This window comes from Kamptonema formosum PCC 10802, assembly GCF_000332335.1.
GTDB lineage: Bacteria > Cyanobacteriota > Cyanobacteriia > Cyanobacteriales > Oscillatoriaceae > Oscillatoria.
This window is the reverse complement of the sequence record NZ_KB235948.1, coordinates 252,901-277,123: the sequence shown is the minus strand read 5'-3', so window position 1 is coordinate 277,123 and position 24,223 is coordinate 252,901. Positions and strand designations below refer to the sequence as shown.

Annotated in this window: 19 protein-coding genes; 5 read left to right on the top strand and 14 right to left on the bottom strand. The window is 54.6% G+C overall.

The window, feature by feature from the left end; translation table 11 throughout:
- The first annotated feature begins 361 nt into the window (after window positions 1–361).
- Together OSC10802_RS0101275 and OSC10802_RS38195 are read left to right on the top strand one after the other, a co-directional pair.
- Complete coding sequence (locus tag OSC10802_RS0101275) at window positions 362–1,249, top strand: hypothetical protein (protein WP_026098070.1); 888 nt, start codon at window positions 362–364, stop codon at window positions 1,247–1,249.
- Between the two features lie 86 nt (window positions 1,250–1,335).
- On the top strand, window positions 1,336–4,743 hold the full coding sequence (locus tag OSC10802_RS38195; RefSeq protein WP_155967281.1) for a hypothetical protein: 3,408 nt from the start codon (window positions 1,336–1,338) through the stop codon (window positions 4,741–4,743).
- Between the two features lie 484 nt (window positions 4,744–5,227).
- On the opposite strand, the gene OSC10802_RS48545 is transcribed toward OSC10802_RS38195, so the two are convergent.
- Together OSC10802_RS48545 and OSC10802_RS0101255 are read right to left on the bottom strand one after the other, a co-directional pair.
- Complete coding sequence (locus tag OSC10802_RS48545; RefSeq protein WP_017714967.1) at window positions 5,228–5,380, bottom strand: hypothetical protein; 153 nt, start codon at window positions 5,378–5,380, stop codon at window positions 5,228–5,230.
- A gap of 3 nt (window positions 5,381–5,383) precedes the next feature.
- On the bottom strand, window positions 5,384–6,670 hold the full coding sequence (locus tag OSC10802_RS0101255) for a TRM11 family methyltransferase (protein WP_026098069.1): 1,287 nt from the start codon (window positions 6,668–6,670) through the stop codon (window positions 5,384–5,386).
- On the opposite strand from OSC10802_RS0101255, the gene OSC10802_RS0101250 reads away from it, so the two are divergent.
- A complete protein-coding gene (locus OSC10802_RS0101250) occupies window positions 6,664–7,770 on the top strand; it encodes a COP23 domain-containing protein (protein WP_232731592.1) in 1,107 nt (368 codons plus the stop codon). The two genes, OSC10802_RS0101255 and OSC10802_RS0101250, sit on opposite strands and share 7 nt — an antisense overlap.
- 253 nt (window positions 7,771–8,023) lie before the next feature.
- On the opposite strand, the gene OSC10802_RS0101245 is transcribed toward OSC10802_RS0101250, so the two are convergent.
- From OSC10802_RS0101245 to OSC10802_RS0101220, 5 genes are all read right to left on the bottom strand, one after another.
- A complete protein-coding gene (locus OSC10802_RS0101245) occupies window positions 8,024–8,293 on the bottom strand; it encodes a hypothetical protein (RefSeq protein ID WP_155967277.1) in 270 nt (89 codons plus the stop codon).
- Between the two features lie 562 nt (window positions 8,294–8,855).
- Entirely contained in the window at window positions 8,856–10,628 is a 1,773-nt protein-coding gene (locus OSC10802_RS43790; RefSeq protein WP_017714962.1) for a hypothetical protein, read from the bottom strand.
- Window positions 10,594–11,907, bottom strand: a complete 1,314-nt coding sequence (locus tag OSC10802_RS0101230) for a S8 family peptidase (protein ID WP_017714961.1) — start codon at window positions 11,905–11,907, stop codon at window positions 10,594–10,596. Before OSC10802_RS0101230 ends, OSC10802_RS43790 begins: the two co-directional genes overlap by 35 nt.
- Window positions 11,897–12,679, bottom strand: coding sequence for a hypothetical protein (locus OSC10802_RS0101225; protein WP_155967275.1), 783 nt, complete (start codon window positions 12,677–12,679; stop codon window positions 11,897–11,899). The genes OSC10802_RS0101230 and OSC10802_RS0101225 overlap by 11 nt, the downstream gene beginning before the upstream one ends.
- Window positions 12,676–13,794 (bottom strand): thioesterase domain-containing protein, encoded by a 1,119-nt coding sequence (locus OSC10802_RS0101220; protein WP_017714959.1) that lies wholly within the window; start codon window positions 13,792–13,794, stop codon window positions 12,676–12,678. Before OSC10802_RS0101220 ends, OSC10802_RS0101225 begins: the two co-directional genes overlap by 4 nt.
- On the opposite strand from OSC10802_RS0101220, the gene OSC10802_RS0101215 reads away from it, so the two are divergent.
- Window positions 13,768–14,634, top strand: coding sequence for a thioesterase domain-containing protein (locus tag OSC10802_RS0101215; protein WP_155967273.1), 867 nt, complete (start codon window positions 13,768–13,770; stop codon window positions 14,632–14,634). The two genes, OSC10802_RS0101220 and OSC10802_RS0101215, sit on opposite strands and share 27 nt — an antisense overlap.
- A gap of 99 nt (window positions 14,635–14,733) precedes the next feature.
- Here OSC10802_RS0101215 and OSC10802_RS0101210 read toward each other — a convergent pair whose 3' ends face one another.
- The 4 genes from OSC10802_RS0101210 to OSC10802_RS0101195 form a co-directional block, all read right to left on the bottom strand.
- On the bottom strand, window positions 14,734–15,501 hold the full coding sequence (locus tag OSC10802_RS0101210; RefSeq protein ID WP_017714957.1) for a glycosyltransferase: 768 nt from the start codon (window positions 15,499–15,501) through the stop codon (window positions 14,734–14,736).
- Window positions 15,502–16,549: 1,048 nt separating this feature from the next.
- Window positions 16,550–17,968, bottom strand: coding sequence for an LCP family protein (locus tag OSC10802_RS0101205; RefSeq protein ID WP_017714956.1), 1,419 nt, complete (start codon window positions 17,966–17,968; stop codon window positions 16,550–16,552).
- 171 nt (window positions 17,969–18,139) lie between these two features.
- Entirely contained in the window at window positions 18,140–18,517 is a 378-nt protein-coding gene (locus OSC10802_RS0101200; protein WP_017714955.1) for a hypothetical protein, read from the bottom strand.
- Window positions 18,518–18,632: 115 nt separating this feature from the next.
- Window positions 18,633–20,279, bottom strand: coding sequence for a S8 family serine peptidase (locus OSC10802_RS0101195; protein ID WP_017714954.1), 1,647 nt, complete (start codon window positions 20,277–20,279; stop codon window positions 18,633–18,635).
- A gap of 102 nt (window positions 20,280–20,381) precedes the next feature.
- On the opposite strand from OSC10802_RS0101195, the gene rpe reads away from it, so the two are divergent.
- Window positions 20,382–21,089, top strand: a complete 708-nt coding sequence (gene rpe, locus OSC10802_RS0101190) for a ribulose-phosphate 3-epimerase (RefSeq protein ID WP_017714953.1) — start codon at window positions 20,382–20,384, stop codon at window positions 21,087–21,089.
- Window positions 21,090–21,429: 340 nt separating this feature from the next.
- Here rpe and OSC10802_RS0101185 read toward each other — a convergent pair whose 3' ends face one another.
- The 3 genes from OSC10802_RS0101185 to OSC10802_RS45640 all read right to left on the bottom strand — a co-directional run.
- Window positions 21,430–22,266, bottom strand: coding sequence for a DsbA family protein (locus OSC10802_RS0101185; protein WP_369797049.1), 837 nt, complete (start codon window positions 22,264–22,266; stop codon window positions 21,430–21,432).
- A gap of 178 nt (window positions 22,267–22,444) precedes the next feature.
- Window positions 22,445–23,455, bottom strand: a complete 1,011-nt coding sequence (locus OSC10802_RS38185) for a DNA-methyltransferase (protein WP_017714951.1) — start codon at window positions 23,453–23,455, stop codon at window positions 22,445–22,447.
- Between the two features lie 429 nt (window positions 23,456–23,884).
- The coding region (locus OSC10802_RS45640) for an IS4 family transposase (RefSeq protein WP_304412224.1) at window positions 23,885–24,223 on the bottom strand (339 nt) is incomplete at its 5' end.

Below are 24,223 nucleotides of genomic sequence, written 5' to 3'. Positions count from 1 at the left end.
CCTCGGCTTGTGCGGCTGCCGGTGGGGGCAGAGCCTCCAATTAGGCATTCCCAGGATCTGCCTGGAAACGAGAAATTCACGCTACAATAAAGCCCGCGCAGGCGGGCTTCGTTTGTATAGCGGCAGAATTCATTCTGCCGATAATGCCGGCAATGCCGGCAATGCCGAAAATGCCGGTGGGCTAAAGCCCAACTACAAACTTTGGGGCTAAAGCCCAACTACAAACCCAGAAATCAAGCCCGCGAAGGCGGGCTTCGTTTGTATAGCGGCAGAATTCATTCTGCCGATAATGCCGGCAATGCCGGCAATTCCGGAAAGTAGTACAATTTAGATACAAGCGAAAAGTTTCATCCAAACTTGAATGACAAGATTCGTCCATGACCAATTTGCCAAGCAATATCTCAAAGAGATACTAAGTCCTATGGGGCAAGTAGAAACCAGCCGGGATATGGCAGGAGAAGTCCGGCAAATCGACGTTTTGTTTGCCCCCTCATCCCCACCGGCAGCCGTTGCAGAAACCCTGGGTTTGCTGGGAAAATTTGCGGCAACACCGGCAGTCTTTGAGCCTTTCCGCAATGCAGTTGCGCCGCCGGATGTGCGCAGCTGCCTCAGCAAGCTGTTCCAGCTTCATGCGGAATTAGAGCGCAACCGGGAGAGTGGCCGAATTGATGAGGCCGACTTACCGCAACTTTGGATACTCTCTCCTACCGTTTCCGCCTCAATCTTAGAAGGATTGGGCGCTATACAGCACCCAGATCAGTGGGTGAGAGGGGTTTATTTTCTCCCCGCCTCTCTCAAAACAGCAATTGTCGCCATTCACCAACTGCCGCGCACCCAAGAAACCCTGTGGGTGAGGGTTTTAGGTAAGGGAAACGTTCAAAAACAGGCCATTGCCGAGCTGAAAGCCCTTCCAAAGGATAACCCATTCCGTTTCAATGCGCTAGAATTGCTGTATAACCTGCGAACGATTTTAGAAGTCCGTCAAGACTTAGATCAAGAAGACCGGGAGTTAATTATGGAACTGTCACCTCTTTATTTGCAAAGGCTGGAAGATGCCACGCAAGCCGGTGTCCAGCAAGGTCAGCGCCTGATGGTTGAGAGCATGCTTCAGGTTAAATTTGGGGTTATCGATGAGGAATTGTCCCAAATTATTGAGCCTTTGATACAGCTCGATCCTCTGGAACGCACCCAACTCATCATGCTGCTCAACCGCGAAGAACTCTTAGCTAGGTTCAGCCGGCAAAGATAACCGATTATGTGATAAACTGTAGGGAGGGGTCAACCGCGCCCCTCTCTCCTATTCAGAAGCACTCATCCCAAGGGAGGCACACCGGCATGGTACATGCTGACAGTCAATGGCAGTTGATGACGCCAGAGCAATCTCTGGCAAACTTGAGCCTAATAGCATTGCGAGAGGATAGCGAACAAGCCTGGGAAAACTTTATCGCCTTGGGAGTGCTGCCAGAAAATGTCAGCGTAGCCGCACCTGCGGCAGTTACCCTGTGGGGGATGCAGTCAGAAAAAGAAGCCTCTGAGCGTCTGGAATTCCTTTGGAATCAGGGGCTGCTCCTGTCTGATTCTCCTGCAGTTGTAAGCGGGTGTGAGTGGAAAAGCTACAGGATGCACGACTTGCTGCGCGATATGGCTCGCCGGCAATTGATAGCACCTCGCCCCCAAGGAATGGGTTTTAGCTCACTCCAAGAGGCTCACGCCGAGTTGCTCTTGCGATACCGGCTTCATACGCGCAACAGTCTCTGGCACACTCTGCCCGAAGATGGCTATATCCATGAATATCTCGTCTGGCATTTGGAAAAAGCTGGACAAGTGGAGGAGATTCACCGGCTGCTGCGGGAGGAAGCGGAAAGCGGGCGCAATGGCTGGTATGAAGCGCGAGAGCGACTGGGGCAGACGGGGGGGTATTTGAACAATGTTACCCGCGCGTGGGAGCTGGCAGAAGCAAACCCGACTGAGGCAACTTTGCCCGAAGTTTTCGGTAGCGAGTGCCGGTATGCTCTGATTGCCGCTTCCGTCAACAGTCTGCCGGCAAATATGCCGGTGAATCTCCTGCTCGCACTGGTGAGAAAAAACCTGTGGGCTCCCGCACAAGGACTGATTTTCGCCTTGCAAATTCCAGACTCACAGCAAAAAGCAAGCGCACTAACAAAGTTAGCCGGCTGTTTGCCACCGGCATTAAAACATCGAGCACTGCACGCCGCCATCCAGACGGCACAGAGCATTCAGGATGAGCGGTATCGCGCACAAGCCCTGAGCGATTTGGCGGATAAACTGCCAGAAGATTTGTTGCCCCAGGCACTAAAAGCGTCACAGAGCTTTCAGGATGAGCGGTTTCATGTACTTGCGCTATGCAATTTAGCAGATAAACTGCCAGAAGTGCTAGCCGGTGCCCTGCAAGTAGCACAGGGCATTCAGGATCTGCGGTATCGCGCAGAAGCCCTGACGGCTTTGGCGGATAAATTGCCAGAAGTGCTGCCCGATGCCCTCCAAGCGGCACAGAGCATTCGAGATCAGCGGTTTCGCGCACAAGCCCTGAGCTATTTGGCGGATAAATTGCCAGAAGTTCTGCCCGACGCCCTCTTTGCGGCACTGAGCATTCAGGATGGCTGGAATCGCGCAGAAATTTTAAGCGCTTTGGCGGATAAACTGCCAGAAAATTTGTTGCCTGACGCCCTCTTTGCGGCACTGAGCATTCAGAATCAGCCGAATCGGGCACGAGCGCTCACCGCTTTGGCGGATAAATTGCCAGACGTGCTGCCCCACGCCCTGCCGGCGGCACTGAGTATTCGCCAGGAGGGGAATCGCGCACGAGCTTTGAAGGCGTTGGCGGATAAATTGCCAGAAGTGCTGCCCCATGCGCTGCAGGCGGCACAGAGCATTCAAGATCGCCGGCTTCGCGCAGAAGCCCTCAGCGATTTGGTGGATAAATTGCCACAAGTTTTGCCCGACGCCCTGCAGGCGGCACAGAGCATTCAGGATGAGCGGAATCGCGCAGAAGCCCTCAGCAATTTGGCGGATAAATTGCCACAAGTTCTGCCCGACGCCCTGAAAGCAGCACAGAGCATTCAGGATGAGGAGTCTCGCGCACAAACCCTGAGGGCTTTGGCGGATAAACTGCCACAAGTGCTGCCCGACGCCCTCTTTGCGGCAGAGAATATTCGGGATGAGCGCAATCGCGCACAAGCCCTGAGGGCTTTGGCGGATAAACTGCCAGAAAATTTGTTGCCTGACGCCCTGAAAGCGGCACAAAATATTCAGGATGAGCTGTATCGCGCACAAGCCCTGAGCTATTTGGCGGATAAATTGCCACAAGATTTGTTAGCCGGTGCTTGTCAGGCGGCACTGAGCATTCAGGAGGAGTGGTGTCGCGCAGATGCCCTGAGCGCTTTGGCGGATAAATTGCCACAAGATTTGTTAGCCGGTGCCCTCCAGGCGGCACTGAGCATTCAGGGGGAGCAGTATCGCGCACAAACCCTGAGGGCTTTGGCGGATAAATTGCCACAAGATTTGTTAGCCGGTGCCCTCCAAGCGGCACTGAGTATTGAGGATGAGCAGTATCGCGCAGAAGCCCTGAGCTATTTGGCGGATAAACTGCCAGAAAATTTGTTGCCCGGCGCTCTTCAGGCGGCACAAAGCATTCAGAATCAGCAATATCGGGCACAAGTTCTGAACGCTTTGGCGGATAAACTGCCAGAAATCTTGCCCGATGCCCTCCAGGCGGCAGAGAGTATTCACAATGAGGAGTGTCTGGCAAAAGCCCTGACGGCGCTGGCGGATAAACTGCCAGAAGATTTGTTAGCCGGTGCCCTCCAGACGGCACTGTATATTGACGATGAGTGGTATGGCGCACTTGTCTTGAGGGTTTTGGCGGATAAACTGCCAGAAGTGTTGCCCCACGCCCTCCAGAAGGCAGAGAATATTTGGAGCGAGCCGCATCGCGCACAAGCCGTGAGCGCTTTGGCGGATAAATTTCCAGAAGTGTTTCCCCAGGCACTAAAAGCGGCAGAAAGTATTCGGAATGAGGGGGAGCGCGCAAATGCCCTGAGCGCTTTGGCGGATAAACTGCCCTCAAATTTGTTGCCCGATGCCCTGCAGGCGGCACTGAGTATTCGGCATGAGCGGTATCGGGCAAAAGTCTTGAGCGCTTTGGCGGATAAACTGCCCTCCAATTTGTTGCCCGATGCCCTGCAGGCGGCACACAGTATTCAGGATGAGCGGTATCGGGCAAAAGTCCTGACGGCTTTGGCGGATAAACTGCCAGAAGTGTTGCCCGATGCCCTGAAAGCGGCACACAGTATTCGGGATGAGGCGTATCGCGCAGAAGCCCTGACAGCTTTAGGGGATAAACTGCCAGAAGTGTTTCCCGATGCCCTGCAGTCGGCACTGAGAATTTCTAATGATGAGTATTGCGCAGAAGTCTTGAGGGCTTTGGCGGATAAACTGCCAGAAAATTTGTTGCCCGATGCCCTAAAAGCGGCACTGATCATTCAGAATCAGGGGGCTCGCGCAAAAGTCCTGAGGGCTTTGGCACCCCGCCTGTCAGAGATACCATCGGCTCGCCTTTTTCCCCTCTGGCGAGATGCGCTCCACTCCCTCTCCCGCCGCACTCGCCCCGTCTTGCTTCAAGAGTTAGCAATACTGGTTCCAGTTATGTTTGCCTTGGGGGGTGAGAAAGCTCTGGAAAAGATTGCCGGTGCTGTTAAAGATGTGGCTCGGTGGTGGCGCTGAGGGGTGCCGGGCGCTGTCTCTTTTCTAGGCACAGTTGGGGAATGATTCCACTTTCTTCTTGCTAGTTTTTATCTGGTTCCCAGGCTCCGCCTGGGAACCCACAGTTAGAGGCTCCGCCTCGTTTTTTGCCTCGTCTTATGCAGCAGCCGGTGGAGGCAGAGCCTCCAATTAGGCATTCCCAGGCAGAGCCTGGGAACGAGACAATAAAGCCCGCGCAGGCGGGCTTCGTTTGTATAGCGGCAGAATTCATTCTGCCGAGAATATCTGGTTCCCAGGCTCCGCCTGGGAACCCACAGTTAGAGGCTCCGCCTCGTTTTTTGCCTCGTCTTGTGCGGCTGCAGGTGGAGGCAGAGCCTCCAATTAGGCATTCCCAGGCAGAGCCTGGGAACGAGAAATTCACGCTACAATAAAGCCCGCGCAGGCGGGCTTTGTCTGTATAGCGGCAGAATTCATTCTGCCGATAATGCCGATAATGCCGGTGGGGCTAAAGCCCTACTACAAACCCAGAAATCAAGCCCGCGCAGGCGGGCTTTGTCTGTATAGCGGCAGAATTCATTCTGCCGAGAATGCCGGCAATGCCGAGAATGCCGGCAATGCCGAGAATGCCGGCAATGCCGGCTCCCTTAATCCTTTGCATTTCTTATCCCTCAACCCAAAGGAGTCCTTCCTGAAGCGGAAGCCGGTGTTTGCGGTTCAGCCACCTCACATTTCTATCCCTAATCTTCTCAAATTTATAACCTTTAAACCCAGCCGCAACAGCCAGCTCGCCAAGCCACCTGTCGGCAGGCACGTATATTCCATAAGGTGCGGAATCCCCCACCACAAAGCACACCAGAGCGCCGGCAGCGGTGACGCGCCGCAAAGCCAGCCAAACTTTTGCCATATCGCTGAAATACGCCGCAATCATCGTGTGATAAGGCTTTTCGCCCCCGTGATTTTCTCGCTCAGCCGCCAGCCGGCTGCAAATTTCTGCAATCTCCGGGCGAATCGGCTCAAGCACCGGCTCGCTAAGAATCCTGTCAATCTCTTTATTCAATTTAGCGACGTGCTGGGTGCAAGAGCGGATAAGATACCGGCGCACTGCGTTTTGCAAATCCCCCCAACTGCGAACTTCCCCAAAGAAACTCATCTCCAGTCTCGTGGCATCAGCATAATCATAATTATTTGCATAAGGCGGTGAGGTGATGACCAAATCCGCCCAACCGGCAGGAATTGCACCGCACTCTCTGGCGTCTTCCCGATACAGGATCGCCCTCGTTTCGCCGGCAAGCCGGTGCCGTTTTTCCATGTCCTCGCTCATCAGCCTGACTTTCGCCGCAAAGGCTTCGTAAGGCTCAACTATCTTGGCTTTTGTCTTGTTGGGCAGAATGTATTGCCACTGAGCGGTCCCCACCGGCGAGCACTCCCGCAAAATCGACACCAGCGCCAGCCAAGTCAGTTCGGAAACCGGGGAACTGCCAGCAGCTTCTTCCCACGCTTTCCGCAAGGCATCCAGCTGGGAGAGGGCTGCCGGTGGGAAGCACTTCTGAATCAGCGGCGGATATTCACTCGCATCTCCCCCTTGCGTTTTCGCTCGCTCTGTGATAATATTAACATAGTCGCGAAATGCTTTGGGATTTTCCCGCCAGCAAAGCTTTGCCTGAGCGATGCGAGCGACAAAGGGATGCGCTTCAATACCAATCGCATCTATGTCGCAACATTCAGCGGCTAAAAGCGACGTGCCCGAACCGGCAAACGGGTCAAGAACTCGACGCCTGCCTCTGGCTTTTTCTCGCTGGATGAGTCCTTCTACCCAAGGCGCGGAAAACCCTGCTGAGTAGCGGAACCACCGGTGAACCGGCTGTGACAGGTTGTCGGCAAAGGTTGAGGCTCTGTCGCTCTCAGCCGCACCTTCACCTGTGGGGAATAACTCTAGCTGTTTTGCCAATCGGTGTTGCCTCGGAAAGTCACGCCACAGGCAATTGTAATGCTTCGGGCTGCCGGTGGGGGAGTGCCGGTGGTTGCCGGTACCGGCACCGGCAGGCAGCACCCGAGAGCGAACCTTTTCGCGCCGGATTCCGTCATCAGGAAAAACTCAGCCCAGACGTAGGACAGGCGTCCCACCTGTCCCTAGAAGGCGTAGGACAGGCGTCTCGCCTGTCCCTCCCAGTGCTACAGCTATTAAAGTCCAAAATTTCTTGGAGGATTGTTACTATGTCCCCAACGTCGTTAAAACCCCGTAACAGTGTTGCCGTCTCAGCGGTTAGAGGGATTGGCTTGTCCCTGGGTGTGGCGGCGCTGCTGGTTGGCGGGAGTGCCGGTGCGGCGACAAACTCAACTGATTCTGAGGTGCTAGTCGCGGAGTATTGGCCGATACGCTCCAATGTGCGAGTCCCCCCCAGCGATTCCCCGCAGTCAGCTGACGATCCATACGGTGGCAATGGTGGCACCCAAACTGCTGAAGGGCCACGGTTTACCTGCGAGTACATCAGCGGTCAGTACACTGTAATGTACCACCCGCAAAGCCAGGAGGGTCTGGCTTATCCGTGGGCGACGCCTACTGCCCTCGGGGGTGGCTGGACGCCGGAAGCTCGCTGCAACGAAATCAGCCGCCGGTTGGAAGCTTACCGCCCCGACGGTTTGCAAGAACTGCGCACTGCGGTGGAAAATAACTACAATACTATCTGCGTCACAACTCAGGAAAACCCCGCTTGCCGGATTGTGCTGACGGTGCCTCCCGGACAAGATCCCCGGGCAATCCGCGATCGCGTTTTCCAGAATTTGACTGTCGCTGACAGTGGCGGGCAAACGGATGCTGTTACCACATTTACCGGCAGCGGTCAAGATGGCAAATTGCTGGAGCAGATTTTGGGCACAGTTATCCCCGGTCAGGGGAGCCGGCCCAGCCGGCAGTCTGCGTCTGGCGGTATTAATTTGCGTCCTTTCCTCGATCGCGCGGATGGCGGCACCGGCGCTCGCCTGCAGGGAGGTGGGGGAGGTGCTCGCAATAACTCCAGCCCCCGGCTGAACCCGGATATTTTCCGGTAAAGCCGGTACTGACGCTGATTTTACCACCGGCAGCCCCCCGCGCACGTCTGTATAAAGGGCTGCCGGTGGTTTAGTAGCGGGGAAGAGAGTTTGTTTTCAAAGGGAAAAGAATTAATAAACCGCCCCCGTGAGGGAGCGCCGAGAAATGGTATAATTGTATAAAAATTATGCCCGATTTGGTGAGCGATTCGACTTTGCTTGCAGCGATTCTCCTCCCAGGTTGAAGAGAGAAGGGTTTTGTGGGTGCAGTGAATTATTCATTCACCGGCTCGCTTCCCCCCTCACTGCCACCGGCGCTCCCGCTGTCATCTGGGGCGGGATAGTCGAACACTGAGGGAATGTCCGAACAGGGCGGTTCAACTCGCAAATACTTGTCTGGTTTCCAAGGTGGCTTAGGCGTCTGGTGGGTTGCCGCTGCCTCTACTTGTTCCAAATCAGGTATTGCGCCATCTTTTTCTCCCACAATATTGCTACAGCAGCGAGTTGAAAAGCTGTCATACAAATGTGTTAAACCCGTTGGCAAACCCTCCCTCCTGAGTGTTTGCCGGCACTAAGCTTTATCAATAGCGCCCGCCTGCTGACTTAAGAAATATGGGAATCTTGACTGCTTGATTCAATTTCGTCAATCAAGGCTTGAACTGCCCTTAAGAGTCTTTTAGCTCCTTCTTTATTCGTGCCAATTTTGAGTTCAAAATCAGGCAAATGCCGTGAGATATTTCATTGAAAACTTGATTAAAATGAAATGAATTCTCCAAAGTGAATTTTATTGTTACCTTTTCCGCATCATTTTTTGGAAGTTCCATTTTTCCTCCTTACTGGGATATAAAATTTACGATTCGGACTGTGTGCTGTCCGACTTAAGACGCTCCAGCCCTTTTAAAAGGGAATTTGAAAGGGCCATGTATTCTTCACAAGAGCCTCCCATTCTCGTTTTCAAATCAGCTTTTGGAATGGCCTCACACACTCCATTTATTGCGCTAACAAAAGTCTCGATTTCTTGAAGAGATAGCTCTACATCAGCTGTTTTTGCGGCGAGGCGATCTTAATACTTTTCATGGCCGAGATTCCCGTAAAATATCAAAATATTATTTTCCGGCAGGGGGCCTAAAGGCTGTGCCAAAATCTGCATCACTTGGAGCTACAATTACAAGTGTTTCTGTTCTCTCATCACAGTAAGCAGTTCTCCGCCTGCTAAGATTTTTTACTCCTGAGGGATTCTTTATGATGGAATCAATCAATTCTGCAAACTCTTCCCGATTTTGGATTTCAGAAAATTCCAATGCGTGATTTGTATAGGCATGACCGTTTGCAATTGCTATCGCTTCTTCGCTAAGACCGTAACGTGGATTATTGAGTTCTTCCCACTCTTCCTCTGGAACCTCATCCCAAGGACTGCCGTCAGCTCTAATCTGAAGAACCTGACCTATCAGGTTAATCAAATCCTGAGCGCTAACTCCTACGGTTGTGAGTCCATGCGCTGCTGTCGCCACTCCGGCTGCAATCAGTGGAGGATTAACGCTTAAACCTCCTGCAATAGTCCCACCACCTCCTGACACAATTTCCACTATTCCCTGTAAAATTGATGCTACATCAGCAACACCTCTTCCTGCCTGAAAAGCCAAATTACTCTGCATAAGGTTTTCTAGTTTGGCTCGTGCTTGAACTCCCTCTGGGTTCAACAATTCAGCAGCAGGCTGAAGCAAAGCGGCGTTATTTTTTAGATATTGATAAAGTAGTCCTTTGAGAAAATGTAGGACAGCATCTCGACCCCTATCGCTCGCTTTAATAAGCCCGTTAATAAAGTTCTGCTGGGGGCTGCCGTCACTGCTAGATACAATCAGAGTTCCATCAATGAAGGGGCTGCCATCACTGCTGGTGCCTGACGTATAGCTTCTGTCGCTATTTTCCCCACCATAACCCCAGCCATAGTTGTCATCTCCATTATAACCCGAGCCATAGCCGTAATCCCCACCATAGCCCGAGCCATAGTTGTAGTCCCCATTATAACCCGAGCCATAGCCGTAGTCCCCACCATAGCCCCAGCCATAGTCGTAGTCACCACCATAGCCCGAGCCATAGTTGGAGCTATCTCCGTAACCTGTGTCGTAGGAGTTGCCATCTATATAGCCGGAGTCTTGTGAGCCATCATCCCCGCTCTCATTCGACCAATCCCCCTCCCAAGTATTTGACCAATCCCCCGCACTGCTAGTCTGATATGTATAGCTAACGCTGGGGGTATTATCACTGTAGCTGACGCTGGTGTAGGTGGCGCTTGGTGTGCTACAGGCATTGCTGGTGCTGACGTTGCTGGTGATTGTCTGCGAAACGCTGGGGGCGTTATCGCTGTAGTTGACGCTAGTATGGCTTACGCTGTGGGTGTTACCGGTAAAGCTGGTGCTGACGTAGCTGCTGGTTGTCTGCGAGACGCTAGGGACTTCATAGCTGTAAGAAATGCTGGGGACTTCATAGCTATAGCTGACGCTAGGGACTTCATAGCTGTAAGAAATGCTGGGGACTTCATAGCTATAGCTGACGCTAGGGACTTCATAGCCGTAAGAAATGCTGGGGACTTCATAGCTATAGCTGACGGCTGTCTGCAAGACGCTGGGGATGTAATCGCTGTGTTCGACGGCTGTGTGACCGGCGCTCTCGCTGTCAGAACTCGAAGAAATGACAATCGGGATGTCATTAGTGGAGATGAAGCGAGGGGGCTCATTGATTACACCGGCACTCTCGCTGTCAGGGCTCGAAAAAATGACAGTCGGGATGTCATTAGTGGAGATGAACCGAGGGGGCTCATTGATTAAACCGGCACTCTCGCTGTCATCGCTTCTGTGAAATGACAGTCGGGATGTCATTAGTGGAGATGAAGCGAGGGGGCTCATTGATTAACCCGGCGCTCTCGCTGTCATAGCTTCGAGAAATGACAATCGGGATGTCACTCGTGGGGCTGAAGCTGGGGACTTCCGAGGTGTACGAGAGACTGGGGCCATCAAAAAGCAAGCTGGCGCTGGGGATAACCGAAGTATAGCTGATATTATCTGAATTGCTGTCACTGACAATCCGATAATCGTCACCCCTATCAAAAGCCGGACGCTCAGAAGGCTTTGCACCCTCAACCGCTTCCCCAGTAGCAGTCAAATCAAAACTCAACAGTGGCTCCATCACCGGCTCCATCACCGGCTCTCTCAACAGCGGTTCCGGCATAGTTCCCCTAGCCGTCTCCACCGCCGCCTGCAAGTTAAGCAACCCAAAGCCAGTCAGAGCATCCCAACCGGGCTCGTTCAAATCCGCAGCCGTCTGCAAGAGAATCTCTTTTACTTGCCGGTAGCTCAAATCAGGATTAGCAGCCCACACCAAAGAAGCCGCACCTGTTACAGCGGCTGCGGCTATGGAAGTTCCCGCAGCAGCGCCCACTCCTTCTCCTGCTGTAGAAATTGCCGGACGCTCTGGCGTTCCTCCAAACGCTAAAATATCCAGACCTTCTCCCGCTCCAGAATATGCAGCCCGGTTCATCCCATCTGCCGCACCGACTGTTATAATATTGTCAAACTCTTTCGACGCTTGACCCAGAGCGGACATAAGACCTGCCTGATTTCCCGCCGCCGCCACAATCAGCACCTGATGCACCTGGGCGTTATTCAAAGCTGCCCGTTCTTTCCCAGTCAGCTCGTAGCGTGTCGTCACACTACCATCCGGGTGGGTCGCTGTCAAATCGAAACTCAGGTTTACCACCGCATTCGGTTGCGCCGAACCCTGAGCCGCACTGACAAATTCCACCAGTGAATCCGCCCAATTCCCTGAACCTACGGCACGTCCCAGCCACACCGGTGCCTTATCATTAATCCCATCTATGCCAGTGCCATTATTTTGTTTTGCCGCAATCACCCCCAAAACGTAGGTGCCGTGCTCGTTGCCTTCCCCCGGCTGCAGCAACGGATTGGCATCCGACCCCACATAATCCCGCCCTAAAATAATTTGGCTGTAGTCAATATCGGGGTTATTGGCAGCAAAGCCGGTATCAATAATGCCCACCAGCGGCTGATTCTCTAGGGGAAAATTCAACAAAGCTGCAGGAGTTCCCACCGCAGATAGAACAGCCGGCGCAACAGTTGCCGGTGCCGGCTCAACTGGCACGCCCCACTGTCTGGCTCTCTGCTCCCAGAACAGGCTTCTCCCCCGTTACCATCTCTGTGTGAGCAGCATCTGGCTTCCCAACTGCCGGCAAGCCGGTTGTCTCAGCCTCATCTGGAGCTACTGTGGGGACTGCACGGAGTGCGGGTGACTTCTCATTCAGCTTGTCACCGGCAATCGGGCGAGTTAACTCAACCGCCGGTTCCACTGGCTGAGTCACTAGGTGTACTTCTGTTGTGCCAACAAGCTGTTGAGACTCAACATCGGCAATTACCTCAGCTTGCGAGAGTGCCGGTGCAGTTATCTCAGTAACTGGCTCTTCCTCCTGTACAGCTGGCTGTTGAGGTTCCTCACCGGCAATCGGCGTCAAGTGCCCAAAAGCCGGCTCTTCCAGGCTAATGTCAGCCGGCACCGCTGAGGGAGACGCAATCAATCCCGTCTCCACTGGTGCGGGTGCTTGCCGGTCTTGCGTTTCTAGTGTGGGTTCTACCGGATGCTCGCCCAAAAGCAGTTCTGACTCCTGCGCTTCTGGCTCCACCGGCAATTGTTCGCTGGCATCCGGGAGTGCCGGTGTCACATATGCCAGCAACTCCTTCCCCAGTTGAGAACCTCGCCAATACGCATGCCGGTGCGATCGCTTCATTGAGATGCACCGCACTGCCGGTGGCACCCTTAACCTGAAAAATAATGTCGTTATAATCGCGTTGGCGCTCGACCGATTTCCCTGCTGGGTTCGGGTGCTGGCACCATTCCGGCGAGCCGGTGCTGTCTTCAATCTCCCACCACCTGCGCCTTGCGCAAAGAAGCGCTCAACTTTTCCGCCAGAACCCGGACGCGGGGCTCTTGCATCAGGGTTTTGTAATGTCCGGGAACTTCCTGAATTTCCACCCCCCCTGCTGCCAGTTCGCCCCAGCCAAGGAGGGAATCGCTGCTCTGCGCTGCCGGTCGCTCAATCGCAAGGAAAAGAGTTAGCTTTCCGGGATAAACTTGCGGGATATAATTTATGAAGGCTTGGCGGTTAGTCTCTTCTATGCGCTGGAAAATATCGGGTATTTCGTCAGAGTTTGAATGCCGATCCGGCTCGGAAAACTTGCCTGACATTTTCTTGACCAGCTCAAAGCTTTTCCATTTACCTCGCTCCACAATATAGTTGAGCTTTTGCAATGGGTTGAGTCGGGAAAGGTTAATCCAGTGCGTGCGGAGTTGAGCGCCGAGGGTTGGAGTGTCATCCAGCAGTGCGGGATTGAGCGTATCGAATAAGGCGAGCAGGGCTACTTTTTCACCGGCTCTCGTTAATTGCTGAGCCATCTCGAAAGCCACGACGCCGCCGGAGGAGTAGCCGGCCAGAAAATATGGCCCAACAGGCTGAACGGTGCGGATTTCTTTGATGTATTCAGCCGCCATGTCTTCGACGCGGGTTTCCGGCGCTACCTCACCCGCTTGCAGTCCGTAAACCGGCTGCTCTTTTCCCAGATAATCCGCCAGCGGTTTGTAGGAGAACACGCTGCCATTTTGCCCGTGGATGCAGAACAGGGGCGGCTCAGTTCCTTCCCGCTGAATTGGGGTCAGGGCTTGCCAAGAAGCCGGCGCTGTTTCAAGCGTCAGGAACAAGGCCATTCTCTCGGCGCTCGCACCGTGTATCAGCGCTGTCACTGGAATAACTCTATCAAATTTTAGCTGAATTTGGTTAACGATTCGCGCCGCTTGCAGGGATGTCCCTCCCAAGTCAAAGAAGCTGTCTCTTATGCCGAGCCGGCGCACCCCAAGAATTTTTTCCCAAATCGCCAGAAGGTGGAGTTCCACGGCATTGCGGGGGGCAATTAATTTCTGGGGGTAGCGCTTGGGTTCGGGTGCCGGCTGGGAGTGCCGGTCTGTCTTGACCTCATCCATGACTTCTCTCCTTGTAAATACGAGACATTTCCCCAGGCTGCAGCCGGCAAGCTTGCCATCGCGCACCAACTTGCTGTACTGTATAAGGGTTTATCCTATCACACCGGCAGCATTTATCCAATGGGTTACAACCCTCTTGTCAAAATCAAAGATAGCGCCACTGACAGGGGCAATCCGTCAAAGCAAGCCGCTCCTTTTTTCTGCGTCCCCGGACTGGGAGGGAGCTCTTTTTGCCTGTACTATTTGGCCAATCATTTGAGTGAGATGGGGCGTACAGTTTACGGATTCGACGCACCAGGAATTTTACCGGGCACTCAGCCCTTGCGGACAGTTGAAGAACATGCTAAACTGTATTTAGCGGCAATAATGCGAGACTGTCCGAGCAATTCTTACGCCCTGGGAGGGTACTGCTTTGGTGCGGCAGTTATCCTGGAAATGGCCCACACGCTGCGATCGCTGGATTATAAAGTCCGGCTGGTTCTGATTGACCCGACGGCTCCCCCTGCCGGCAGGAATAGGCGGCAAACAGTTGAGCAGCTGCAAGCGTTGCGCGAGATGTTTTTGGCGGCTCGTTCGGACATTCCGCCCGAGTACAGGCGGGTGGAGCTAGCCGCGAAGGAAGCGCTCAAAAGCTACCAGCCGCAGCCGGTGGCGGTGGAGGCTTTATTTGTAGGTCGCTACGACAATCTTTTGAGTTACGATAAATGGTATTATCTCACAGGCGGGCGGCTAACTGAACAAATTATGCCCTGCCATCACTTGCAAATTTTGAATGAGCCGCACGTCAAAACCCTCGCCGTTTGGATAGATGAATATCTCACACAAAGTTCAGATATATAGTATTTTTTTACGCCCGGAGAACCCCCGTCCGGTTTGGCAATCCTTGCATCCAAAATCCTTGCATCCAAAATCCAAAATCCTTGCATCCCTCCCCCCGGCTCAGGTTGATGGATTGTCTTTCTGTCGCAAAAAATACCGGCCCACAATTTGCACGTCTAGCTCGTGGGTTTCGGCGAGTCCCCGGCGTTTGAGCGCTCGGTTGATGGCTTCTGCTGACCAGCGTATCAGTTCTAGCTGCCGGTTGGTTGTGCTGTCTGCGTGAGTGCGGTAGAAGTAGAGCGGTTTCTCAAGGTGCTTAATTTCGGTTATATCGGAGAGTCGCAGGCACAAGTCATAGTCTTCGGAGAGTTCCATTGACTCGTCGATACCGCCGGCTTCCTGGTAGGCGTCGCGGCGCATCAGGCGGAAGTGGAAAGTCATAAAGTCGAGGAGGAGCCGGTGTTTGGAGTAGGGGATGCGACAGCGCTGTCCGTAGTTGAGAACGTTGCTGTTTGAGTCGATAACTAAATAGTCGGTGTAGACGAGTCCTACTTTTGGGTTGGCATCCAGAAAAGCGGCGGTTTCTTCCAGTGCGGTTGGGGCGAGCAAGTCATCGCTGTCCACCCAGCCGGCGTAAGTCCCCTCGCAGATAGCGTGAGCGGCTTTGAGGGAGGGGGCTCGCCCTTGATGGGCGGCTGCGATCGCTTTCACTCGCCCATCGAGATTGGCGAAGTTGCGGGCGATGTTTAGAGAGTTATCGGTGGAGCCGTCGTCCCAAATTATAAGTTCAAAATCGCGGTTGGTTTGCGCTAAGACGCTTTCAATGGTGAGGCGGAGGTAGCGCTCTCGGTTGTAGGTGGTGATGATGATGGAGATGGATGGTGCCATTGCGGTTTACGATTGTGCCGGCGCTAATTGTTATATCATGTCCGGTTAATTGACCTTAACATGACTTACGCTTGCGCCTCTATCTGTAGGGTGGGGAACGCGATAGCGTCACCCACCTGACACCACATTAAGTGTCGCTGCGTAAAGTGTCGCTGCGTAAGTCCAGCTTAAAAAACACCCTCAACTCATCCCCTCTCCCAAAAGGGAAAATAGCATTTACTGTAGGGGCGGGTTCACCCAAGATATCTCTGCGAGGTGCAGAATGTTAGTAAACCTGCGGCAGATGATGAACGCGCTTCGCAGCGCGGCAGGGAGTTCCGCTGGAGGGGGGAGCGCGAAAAATGTAGCTCACTGGTATGAGGAAGGCTATATCAGCCTAACAGGTTATAAGAGCTTAACTCAAGTTGCCACTTACAAGTGAGTCGGTCCCGAGAGCGCTAGCGTGCATCGGCGCGGAACGCGCGGTATAGCACTAGCCACTTAGGGAACGGACGTAGGACAGGCGTTCCCTCCGATAGCGTTAGCGTTAGCGGCGCGTCAGCGCTAGCGGGACGCGACAGCGTCCTTCCCAGAGACTTTGAGGGCAGGCGTCTCGCCTGCCCTACGCCTATACTTCGTATCAAGCGTGTCCTAAACTGACTGTCTATTGCAACTGGGCGTGAGTTAAATAGGAGGCAGCTCCTCCGAATGCCGGTGCCTCCCATAAGTGAGTCCAGGAACCAGCTTAAAGGGAAAAGTCGCTTCGGAACTGCGCGCACCGGCACCCATGAAAAGTATGCCTTTGCCCCACTGCGGGGGAGCCGGTAGGGCTAAAGCCCTACTACAAACCTTTTCAAGTCAGAGCCTCCCTTGTGGGCGTCTCCGATAAGGAGCCTGGGAACGAGGTTATAAGGTGCGGAATGTGGGTTATAGAAGTCCAGTTAATCATTCTAAATAAAAATTAGCCCGCACCGGCGGGCTTGGTTTGTATAGCGGCAGAATTGATTCTGCCGGCTTAATGACAGGCGCACAACCGGACATACTGTGACCGGCGCGCTGAAAACTGATATCACCAATTCTGAGAGGAGGATTTCTGCTTTTGGTGAGCCAGCCAGTCCTGACCCAGCTGAATGCTAACATCAGAGCGCAGAGAGCCGGTGCTTTCCACGCGCACTTCCCCAAAGCCCAAGGCGTCGCGAATAGCTTTGGCGCTCTCCTCATCTCCCTGCTGAGCCACAATGCGAGTCACCTGCAGCGGTTCGTTCCAAGGGTTGCCCTCAGAAACATTGCGGTAGCCCTCCTCACGCAGGCGATCGATGAGGGTGCTGACAGCGCTCTCCTGGCCGGTGCTGTCTTGAATGGCCACACTCACCGAGGCGGGGTTAACTTCACCGGCACTCCAGCCGTCATGGCCGGTGTCAAAGTGCTGGGCCATCATGGTGTCAATGCGGTCGTAGCTGGGCAGCCAGTAACTCGCCTCGTGCGCTCCAGGCTGGTTGAAATCACCGGGCAGCATCAGCATCTGGACGCCCGATCGCTGAGTTTGGGCGGCAAAACCGACCAGAGCCACTAGCTCCTCAATGCTCAAATTCGTATCAATATATTCCTGAACCACCGAGAGAAGTTTCGGCAGTCTAACCACCGTAGCTGGGTTGACCGCCTGTTCCATAAGGGCTCGCATCAGCATTTGCTGGCGCTGAATCCGACCGATATCTCCGAGTTCGTCGTAGCGAAAGCGCAGGAATTGCAGCGCCTGATCCCCGTTGAGCTTTTGCTTGCCGGCTTTGAGGTTTACATAAAAGTGCTGGGAGTCATCCCTATACTTCATGTCCTTGGGCACATACACGGTGACGCCCCCCAAGGCATCGACTAATTTTTCCACCGCTTGCACGTTAACGCGGACATAGCGGTCGATGCCCACACCGCCGAGGAGTTCGCTGACTGCTTTGGCACTCAGCGCCGGTCCCCCTGCGGCATTCGCTTCGTTAATCTTGGTAACGCCGACACCTTCCACCAAAGTCTTAGTATCCCTGGGGACAGAAAGCACGACTAACTTTTTAGATTCAGGGTTAAAGCGCACCAGAAGCATGGTATCTGCCAGCCCGTCCAAGGAATTGACCAGCGCCTGGTATCCCACATTCTCTGGGGGAGGGGTGTTCACGTCTGCCGTCAGCACCTTGGTGCCCAGAAGTAAGATATTCACCGGGCGGGTGAGCTGTGGCATGCGCACGCTCATGGATGTGGAGATGCGCTCCCCAGAGCCAAAAATGGCCGCCTGTTCTTTAGTCAGGCGGCTTTGCATCAGCGGCGTACTGGAAAGGGACACGGCTAGCAGCGCACCCGCCGTTGCTGATAGCATCGCCACACCGGTCAAGCCCAACCCCAGCCACAGCCAATGTCCACGGCTTGCTTGAGGGGACTTGCGGAGCGGGCTTGTAGAGGCTTTTTGCAGGGCTGGGGGTTGATTGGGGATGTTCTGAGCTGACACTGGCTTCCTCACACACAAAAAAAAGAGTAGGTCATTGCTGAAATGGCTCGCATCGCTACCGGGCCGGTACCGGCCCTATGGAACTGACATTTTGCCGCAGGTTGTCGCCCTTTGTGCCCGGGCGTCAGAAAGGGCGCTTTCGCCACTGGCGCGCCCGCCCGCTGGGCGGGGCTACAGCAGGCGTTTGCCAACCACTCGCTCCGCCACATGGCTAATCCCGGGCAAGCGCAGCGGCTTTCTTTGCCACAAGCGGAACATCAGCCAAACACTGACCAAAAAATAGCCTGAGGTCAGCACGCCACTCATTAATAACAGAGGTAGCGTCAGGAATTCCGAAGATCTGGCCCCTGTTTCCAAAAAAAGGTATCCCGACAGCCAAATTAGGGCTAGGGTCACGGCCAGCCGGCAGGCTCTTGCCTGCTCCCGGCTCTGGGGACGCCGGTACAGCGCCCACAGCGCCGGAAAAAAGCCAAACACTGGAATCAGATACAGATATAGATTTACGTGCTCGATGTCTGGATTGTCAAATGGATCGCCGTCTTGTTTCATGGACTTTCCCCCAGATGTAGCGAGCGGCTCAATGCATGAATTGTGGCTGCTTCGCCTTGACATTTAACGATTTTTAGTTTATAATACGCCAAGCCCAATCCAATATTACCAGTCCCTAGCGTGCGGGCACCGTCCACCAGGCGAGTGCGTAGGGTTGGGTGGGTTGATTGACTTGCCCGGCAAACTGCACCCGGATTTTATAGCGACCGGTTTGGGGGATGGGGTAGAAAATGTGCTCTACGCTGTCAGTGGCGCTCACGGAAGCCCGCACACTCTTGGCGGGGTCGCTTTCGTCAGCTGGCATTATGTAGAGGTCGAGGTTGTTCAGCCCCATGTCGCGAAACTGCTCACCCTGATCATACTCGCCATTATTATTACTGTCTTCTAACTCCACCCGCCGGTTCCACGCCAGGGTAATGGCCACAAAACTCCCCTGCTGCAAGGGTTTCTCCAGGACGTACTCTTGAATTGAGGGCTGGGGGCCCCCCGCCCGGTCGCTTGCATTAGAGGCGCTGACTGTGCTATAATCCCACCCCACCGGCGGCACGGGGGCTGCCGGTTTCCACTCGCCGGGACTGAATTGCTGGTAAGCCCGGAAGGCGTTGAGGTGTCCGGTTCCCATTTGGGCGTGCAGGGGAATAGCCTGGTTTTGGTAAGCGTCGGAAGCGAGCCAGTCGCGGCTGTCTTTGTCTATAATGGTGCGGGTCATGCCCAGGCGCAGCCCGTCGCCGCTGTCTTTGATTTTGTCAGCTGAGTTGAGCAAGACGGCTTTCATCACTTCCTGCTGGCGAGCGTCTAGGCTCCAGTTGGGCTGCTTGGTGCGCAGCATGCGGTCGCCAAATTCTTGCAGCAGGGCGACGGTGGCGGTGACGTGGGGGGCGGCGAAACTGGTGCCGGTGGCGCGGGTGACGCTTCCGTCCAGGTTGAGCAGGGAGACGTCCCGACCGGGGGCTAGCAGGCTCACTGACCGGCGCGAACCGACATTCCCCTCTATGCCAGCCAGCCGGCGGGCGAATCCGGTGAATGTGCTGCCCAAGTTGGCAACGTCAACCCGAGCGAACACTCCCCCCTCTAACCCGCTGAAGGCAATATTGACGCCGTTGAAATTGTCGGTGGGGATGGGGATGCCGCCTGTGCCCTGATTGCCGGCAATCACGTACAGGACGTTGTGGGCGCGGGCTGACCAGTCCAGGCACTGGGTCAGTGGGGCGTTGCCATCCAACACCGGCTCGGGGCGGGGATCGAGACTGAGGGGTTCGCCAAAGCTGAAGTTAATCGCTCGCACGTCGCCGCCGTTCTGCAGGGCCACGTGCTGCGTGGCCAAACACTCCAGCGCCTGCCGGTTTTTGCTGCGGGTGTTGGTGGCGGATGAAGCGTACAGCCGAGCTCCCGGCGCGACTCCCCGCAGGGCTTTGTCGGCGCTGATCATCACGGAAGCCACGTTTTGGGCGTGGGGATCGACGTTGGTGTTGGACTTGGGCGGGCGGTCGCCTTGGAACACCCGCGTCACGGCGACCGCCAGATCGTGGGAAACCGCTTTGTCCACACCAAACTGTGCGGGCCGGCCTATTTCTACCTGGCCAATCGCGATCTTGCGTCCGAGCAAGTTATAGGGAGGCTCGTGCAACCTGAGGGCGTCGATGCCGGCAGGTCCGACAGAGGTGTCCAGGGCCCAGACCGCCGCCGGCAGCCCCGCCAAGCCCGCCACCGCCACAAACCCGGCCAGTTTTCTAACAATTCTCAGCTGATTCAAAGCTACCATTTTCCTAAATTTGCCTTCTCAGGCGTGCGCGGGTTACTTTAAAGGACTATAAATATTTTGTTAAACTGATTGCGAAACGTGACGCAGGAGACACCGCCAACCATGACACCAGCACCCTCCCGAAAGCCTGTAGTTATTGCTCCATCCATCTTATCAGCCGATTTCAGCCGGCTGGGAGAAGAGATTCGCGCCGTGGACGAAGCGGGCGCAGACTGGATACACGTCGATGTCATGGACGGTCGCTTTGTCCCCAATATAACCATTGGGCCACTGATTGTGGAAGCCATCCGCCCGGTCACCCAGAAGCCGCTGGATGTCCACCTGATGATTGTGGAGCCGGAAAAGTACGTTGAGGACTTCGCTAAGGCAGGGGCTGATATTATATCGGTTCACGCCGAACACAACGCTTCGCCGCACCTGCACCGCACTCTCTGCCAGATTCGCGAACTGGGCAAGCTAGCCGGTGTGGTTCTCAACCCCTCCACCCCTCTGGAGCTGATTGAGTATGTGCTGGAAGTCTGCGATTTGGTGCTGATCATGAGCGTCAACCCGGGCTTCGGCGGGCAGAGCTTTATCCCCGCTGTGGTGCCCAAAATTCGCCAGCTGCGCCAGATGTGCGACGAGCGCGGACTTGACCCCTGGATTGAGGTGGATGGCGGCTTGAAGGGGAACAATACCTGGCAAGTCCTGGAAGCCGGTGCCAATGCCATTGTGGCCGGCTCCGCTGTGTTCAAGGCTAAGAGCTACGCTGAGGCGATTGAAGGCATTCGCAACAGCAAGCGCCCCACACCGGAATTGGCCACGGTTTAACGGTGCCGGCTTCCCCACACCCCTGACTTTCTGGCTAGCAGCAGCCGGTGGTATGAACCCCACCCCCCCAACCCCCGATTGCCGGCTGCGGGGAGGGGGAGTAAGAAAGGGTAAAGACAAGCAAAAAAGCTTTTAATTTGCATGCTCTGCCTTGGCAATCGCTGCCAGTATCTGCCTGTTAAGGACGTCACTGAGGATATGCCCTTCCGGACAGACAAGCAGATTAAAAGCCTAACAGCTTAAGGGCCGCAAAAATTTCCACCGTCTTTCTACTGCGATCCGCCGACTCTCTCGCTCCCAACCTCAGGCGGGGAGCGAGTTAAAAGCAGTTAGGGCATTTTCACTTGCCTGCAGCTCCAGCTCCAGCTGCAGCGCGGACTCGCTCCAGAGCCTTCTCCATATCAGGGAGTTCGATAGCGCCGCTGAGGGTTTCGCCGTTGAGGGTGAAGAAGGGGGTGCCATTAATCCCGAGGCTCTCAGCCAGCTGAATGTCTTTCTGAATCGCAGCCTCCGCCGCCGCCCCACTGCGATCCTTGTTGAACCGAGCCATGTCGAGTTTCAGCCCTTCGGCTGTGGCGACGTACAGCGGCTCGCCCAGCTTTTCTTGCTGGCTGAACAGGGCTTCGTGATACTCCCAGAATTTCCCCTGCTGTCCTGCGGCCCACGCCGCTTTGGCCGCCGGCAGCGCCTCGGGATGAATCTGAGTCAGCGGCAAATGCTTGTAGGTCAGGGTGACTTTATCTTTATATTTGTCCATGAACTGCTTGACCGTCTTGTGCGCCTTGGCGCAGAACGGACACTGAAAGTCGGAGAACTCGACCAGGACAATCTTGCGATCGGCTGCGCCGGTGGCGGGGGAGTCGCCAATCACTGCGCCGGGATTGGTGAGCATTTGCTGCAAAAATGACCGGCGCGCCTGCTGGAGCTGTTGCTGCTGTTGCTGCTGGTATGCCTGTACTGACTCCACAATTACTTGCGGATTTTCGCGCATAACCTGCAAAATTTGCGCTTTTAATTCTGGACTCGCTGGTTTGGAGCTACCTGACTGACCCGACGCGGCGCAGCCGCTCACGGTTATGGCAATTGCCAGCAGTCCAGCGACTATCATGGCGTGCTGGCGGCGGAGGCGATGGAGGGCTTGGGGTGCTAGGCGTAACCGGCGCATGGGTGAATTCATAAAATTTTACGGTCGGCAGATGGCAATATTACAGGCAGTTCTGAGCCGCTTCGGGCGACACGGCTTGCCGGTGCTATCTATTTTAGATTTTAGATTTTAGATTGGAGATTGTGGGATATCTGGTAAGATACTGGCAAGAGCGTGAAGTTTCAGGGGCCGGCGATTTCCCAAACGTAAATTAATCAGCCGGATGGGAGATAATTTGGATTTGGGAGAGGATGTCCGTGCCGAAGGAATCTTCAAGGCGTTTGAGAATTAGGCTGACGCTCCTGGAATTGATGTCCGCACCTATCCACTGCCGGTTGAGGCGCTCAGCGACTGCTAGGGTCGTCCCGCAACCGCAGTAGGCGTCCAACACCACATCGCCTTCATTGCTGCTGACTTTTATGATGCGCTCTAAGAGGGCTTCCGGTTTCTGCGTGGGATAGCCCAACCGCTGTCTGTCTGTTCGGTTTAGGGTTTCAATGTCTGTCCAGTAATCTTCAGCGATTTTTCCGTCCTCCAGGTAATACTTGTAAACTTTGCCGGTTTTTCGGTCTGTTTTTTCTTGATATTGCTTTCCTTCTGAGTCGGTCCTTATTTTCATGTGAGAGGTGACTTTTCTGGGAATGGCGGCGGCTTGATGGTTGAAGGTGTAGTTTTCACCGGCTTTCGTATAGAATAAAATTGTATCGTGCTTTCGGGCGAAGCGCTGCCGGCTTTTCCCGCCGATAGAATAGCACCAGATGATTTCATTTTGAAACTCGCCTCCCCGGGGGCAGAAAATGGCGTCTAGCACTAATTTCAGATAGTGGCTGGCGGTGGGGTTGCAGTGCAGGTAGAAACTGCCGGTTGGCTTGAGGATACGGTGAATTTCCGCGATGCGGAGGGTGAGGCTGACCAGATAGGCGAGGGAGCTGCCTTTGCCCAAGACTTTGGATAAGCCGGCCATCAGGTCACTGGTTTGGCGGGTGAATCTGCCCTGGCGGCTGCCGGCTATCTCGTCAAAGCCGGTTTCGGCTGTGCTGTCCCATTTCCAGGTGTCAGCAAAGGCTTTTGCTTTGGTTTCTTTGCCCCCCTCGTTACAGATTTGGTAGTAGTTTCGCTGGGAGTTAAACGGCGGATCTATATAGCACAAATCTACCGATTCGTCAAGCAGGTAGTGGCGCATAATTTCGAGGTTGTCGCCGCAGAATAGCTGGTTAGTCATGGAATTGCCGGTGCGGGCGCTGATAGGCGGGGTTGAGAAGCACGGTTGATGCTGGCTGTAAGCTGTGCTATCTTAGCGCATCCCCCGCGCCCCCGAACAAAAGGGCGGGAGAAGGACGGTTTTTCCAGGGAAGGGGGTGTGAGGTTTAATTCTGTCTGTCTGTTTCTAGCGTTTCTCATCCTTTGTGAGATACTGAGAAACCCGGTTTCTTAAAGAAACCGGGTTTCTGGGCCGCAGGTGCCTTGAAGTTGAAAGGGGTGAGCGCGCTATTTGGGGGTGGGGCTGCCGGTGCGGTCTGGGATTTTAGGCAATCTATTGGGCGCACAAGGGTGTAAGATCGTGTCAGGTTGATTGACCGCAGTCCCCTCACCCCCCAACCCCCTCTCCCACAAGGGGCTATCCATTACCCACATCTTTCTTAATGAAGATTTATGTATAGCCCATTTGGAAGTCCATCACCTCTTTGGGGTGGCCAGAGTCCCTCAGTTGCCAAGTAGAGGCAATATCATGGAGTCTACACAGCCCACGCCAAATTGTCTTGACTCCCGGTTCCCCATCACCCTTACGACCCAAAAAGCCTCCAAGTTGCGCAATCATGCGCACGGCTTCTCGCAACGAAGGCGGTGTGGACGGGGGATTTGGCGTCCGGTGAATCGTTGCATAAAGAGACTGCCACTCGTGAGCTGACAAAACCGTGTCACAAGGAGTGTCTGGATTCTTGCGAGCTTCATAGGTCAGCCACAACAATCGCCACGCCACAACTGAATA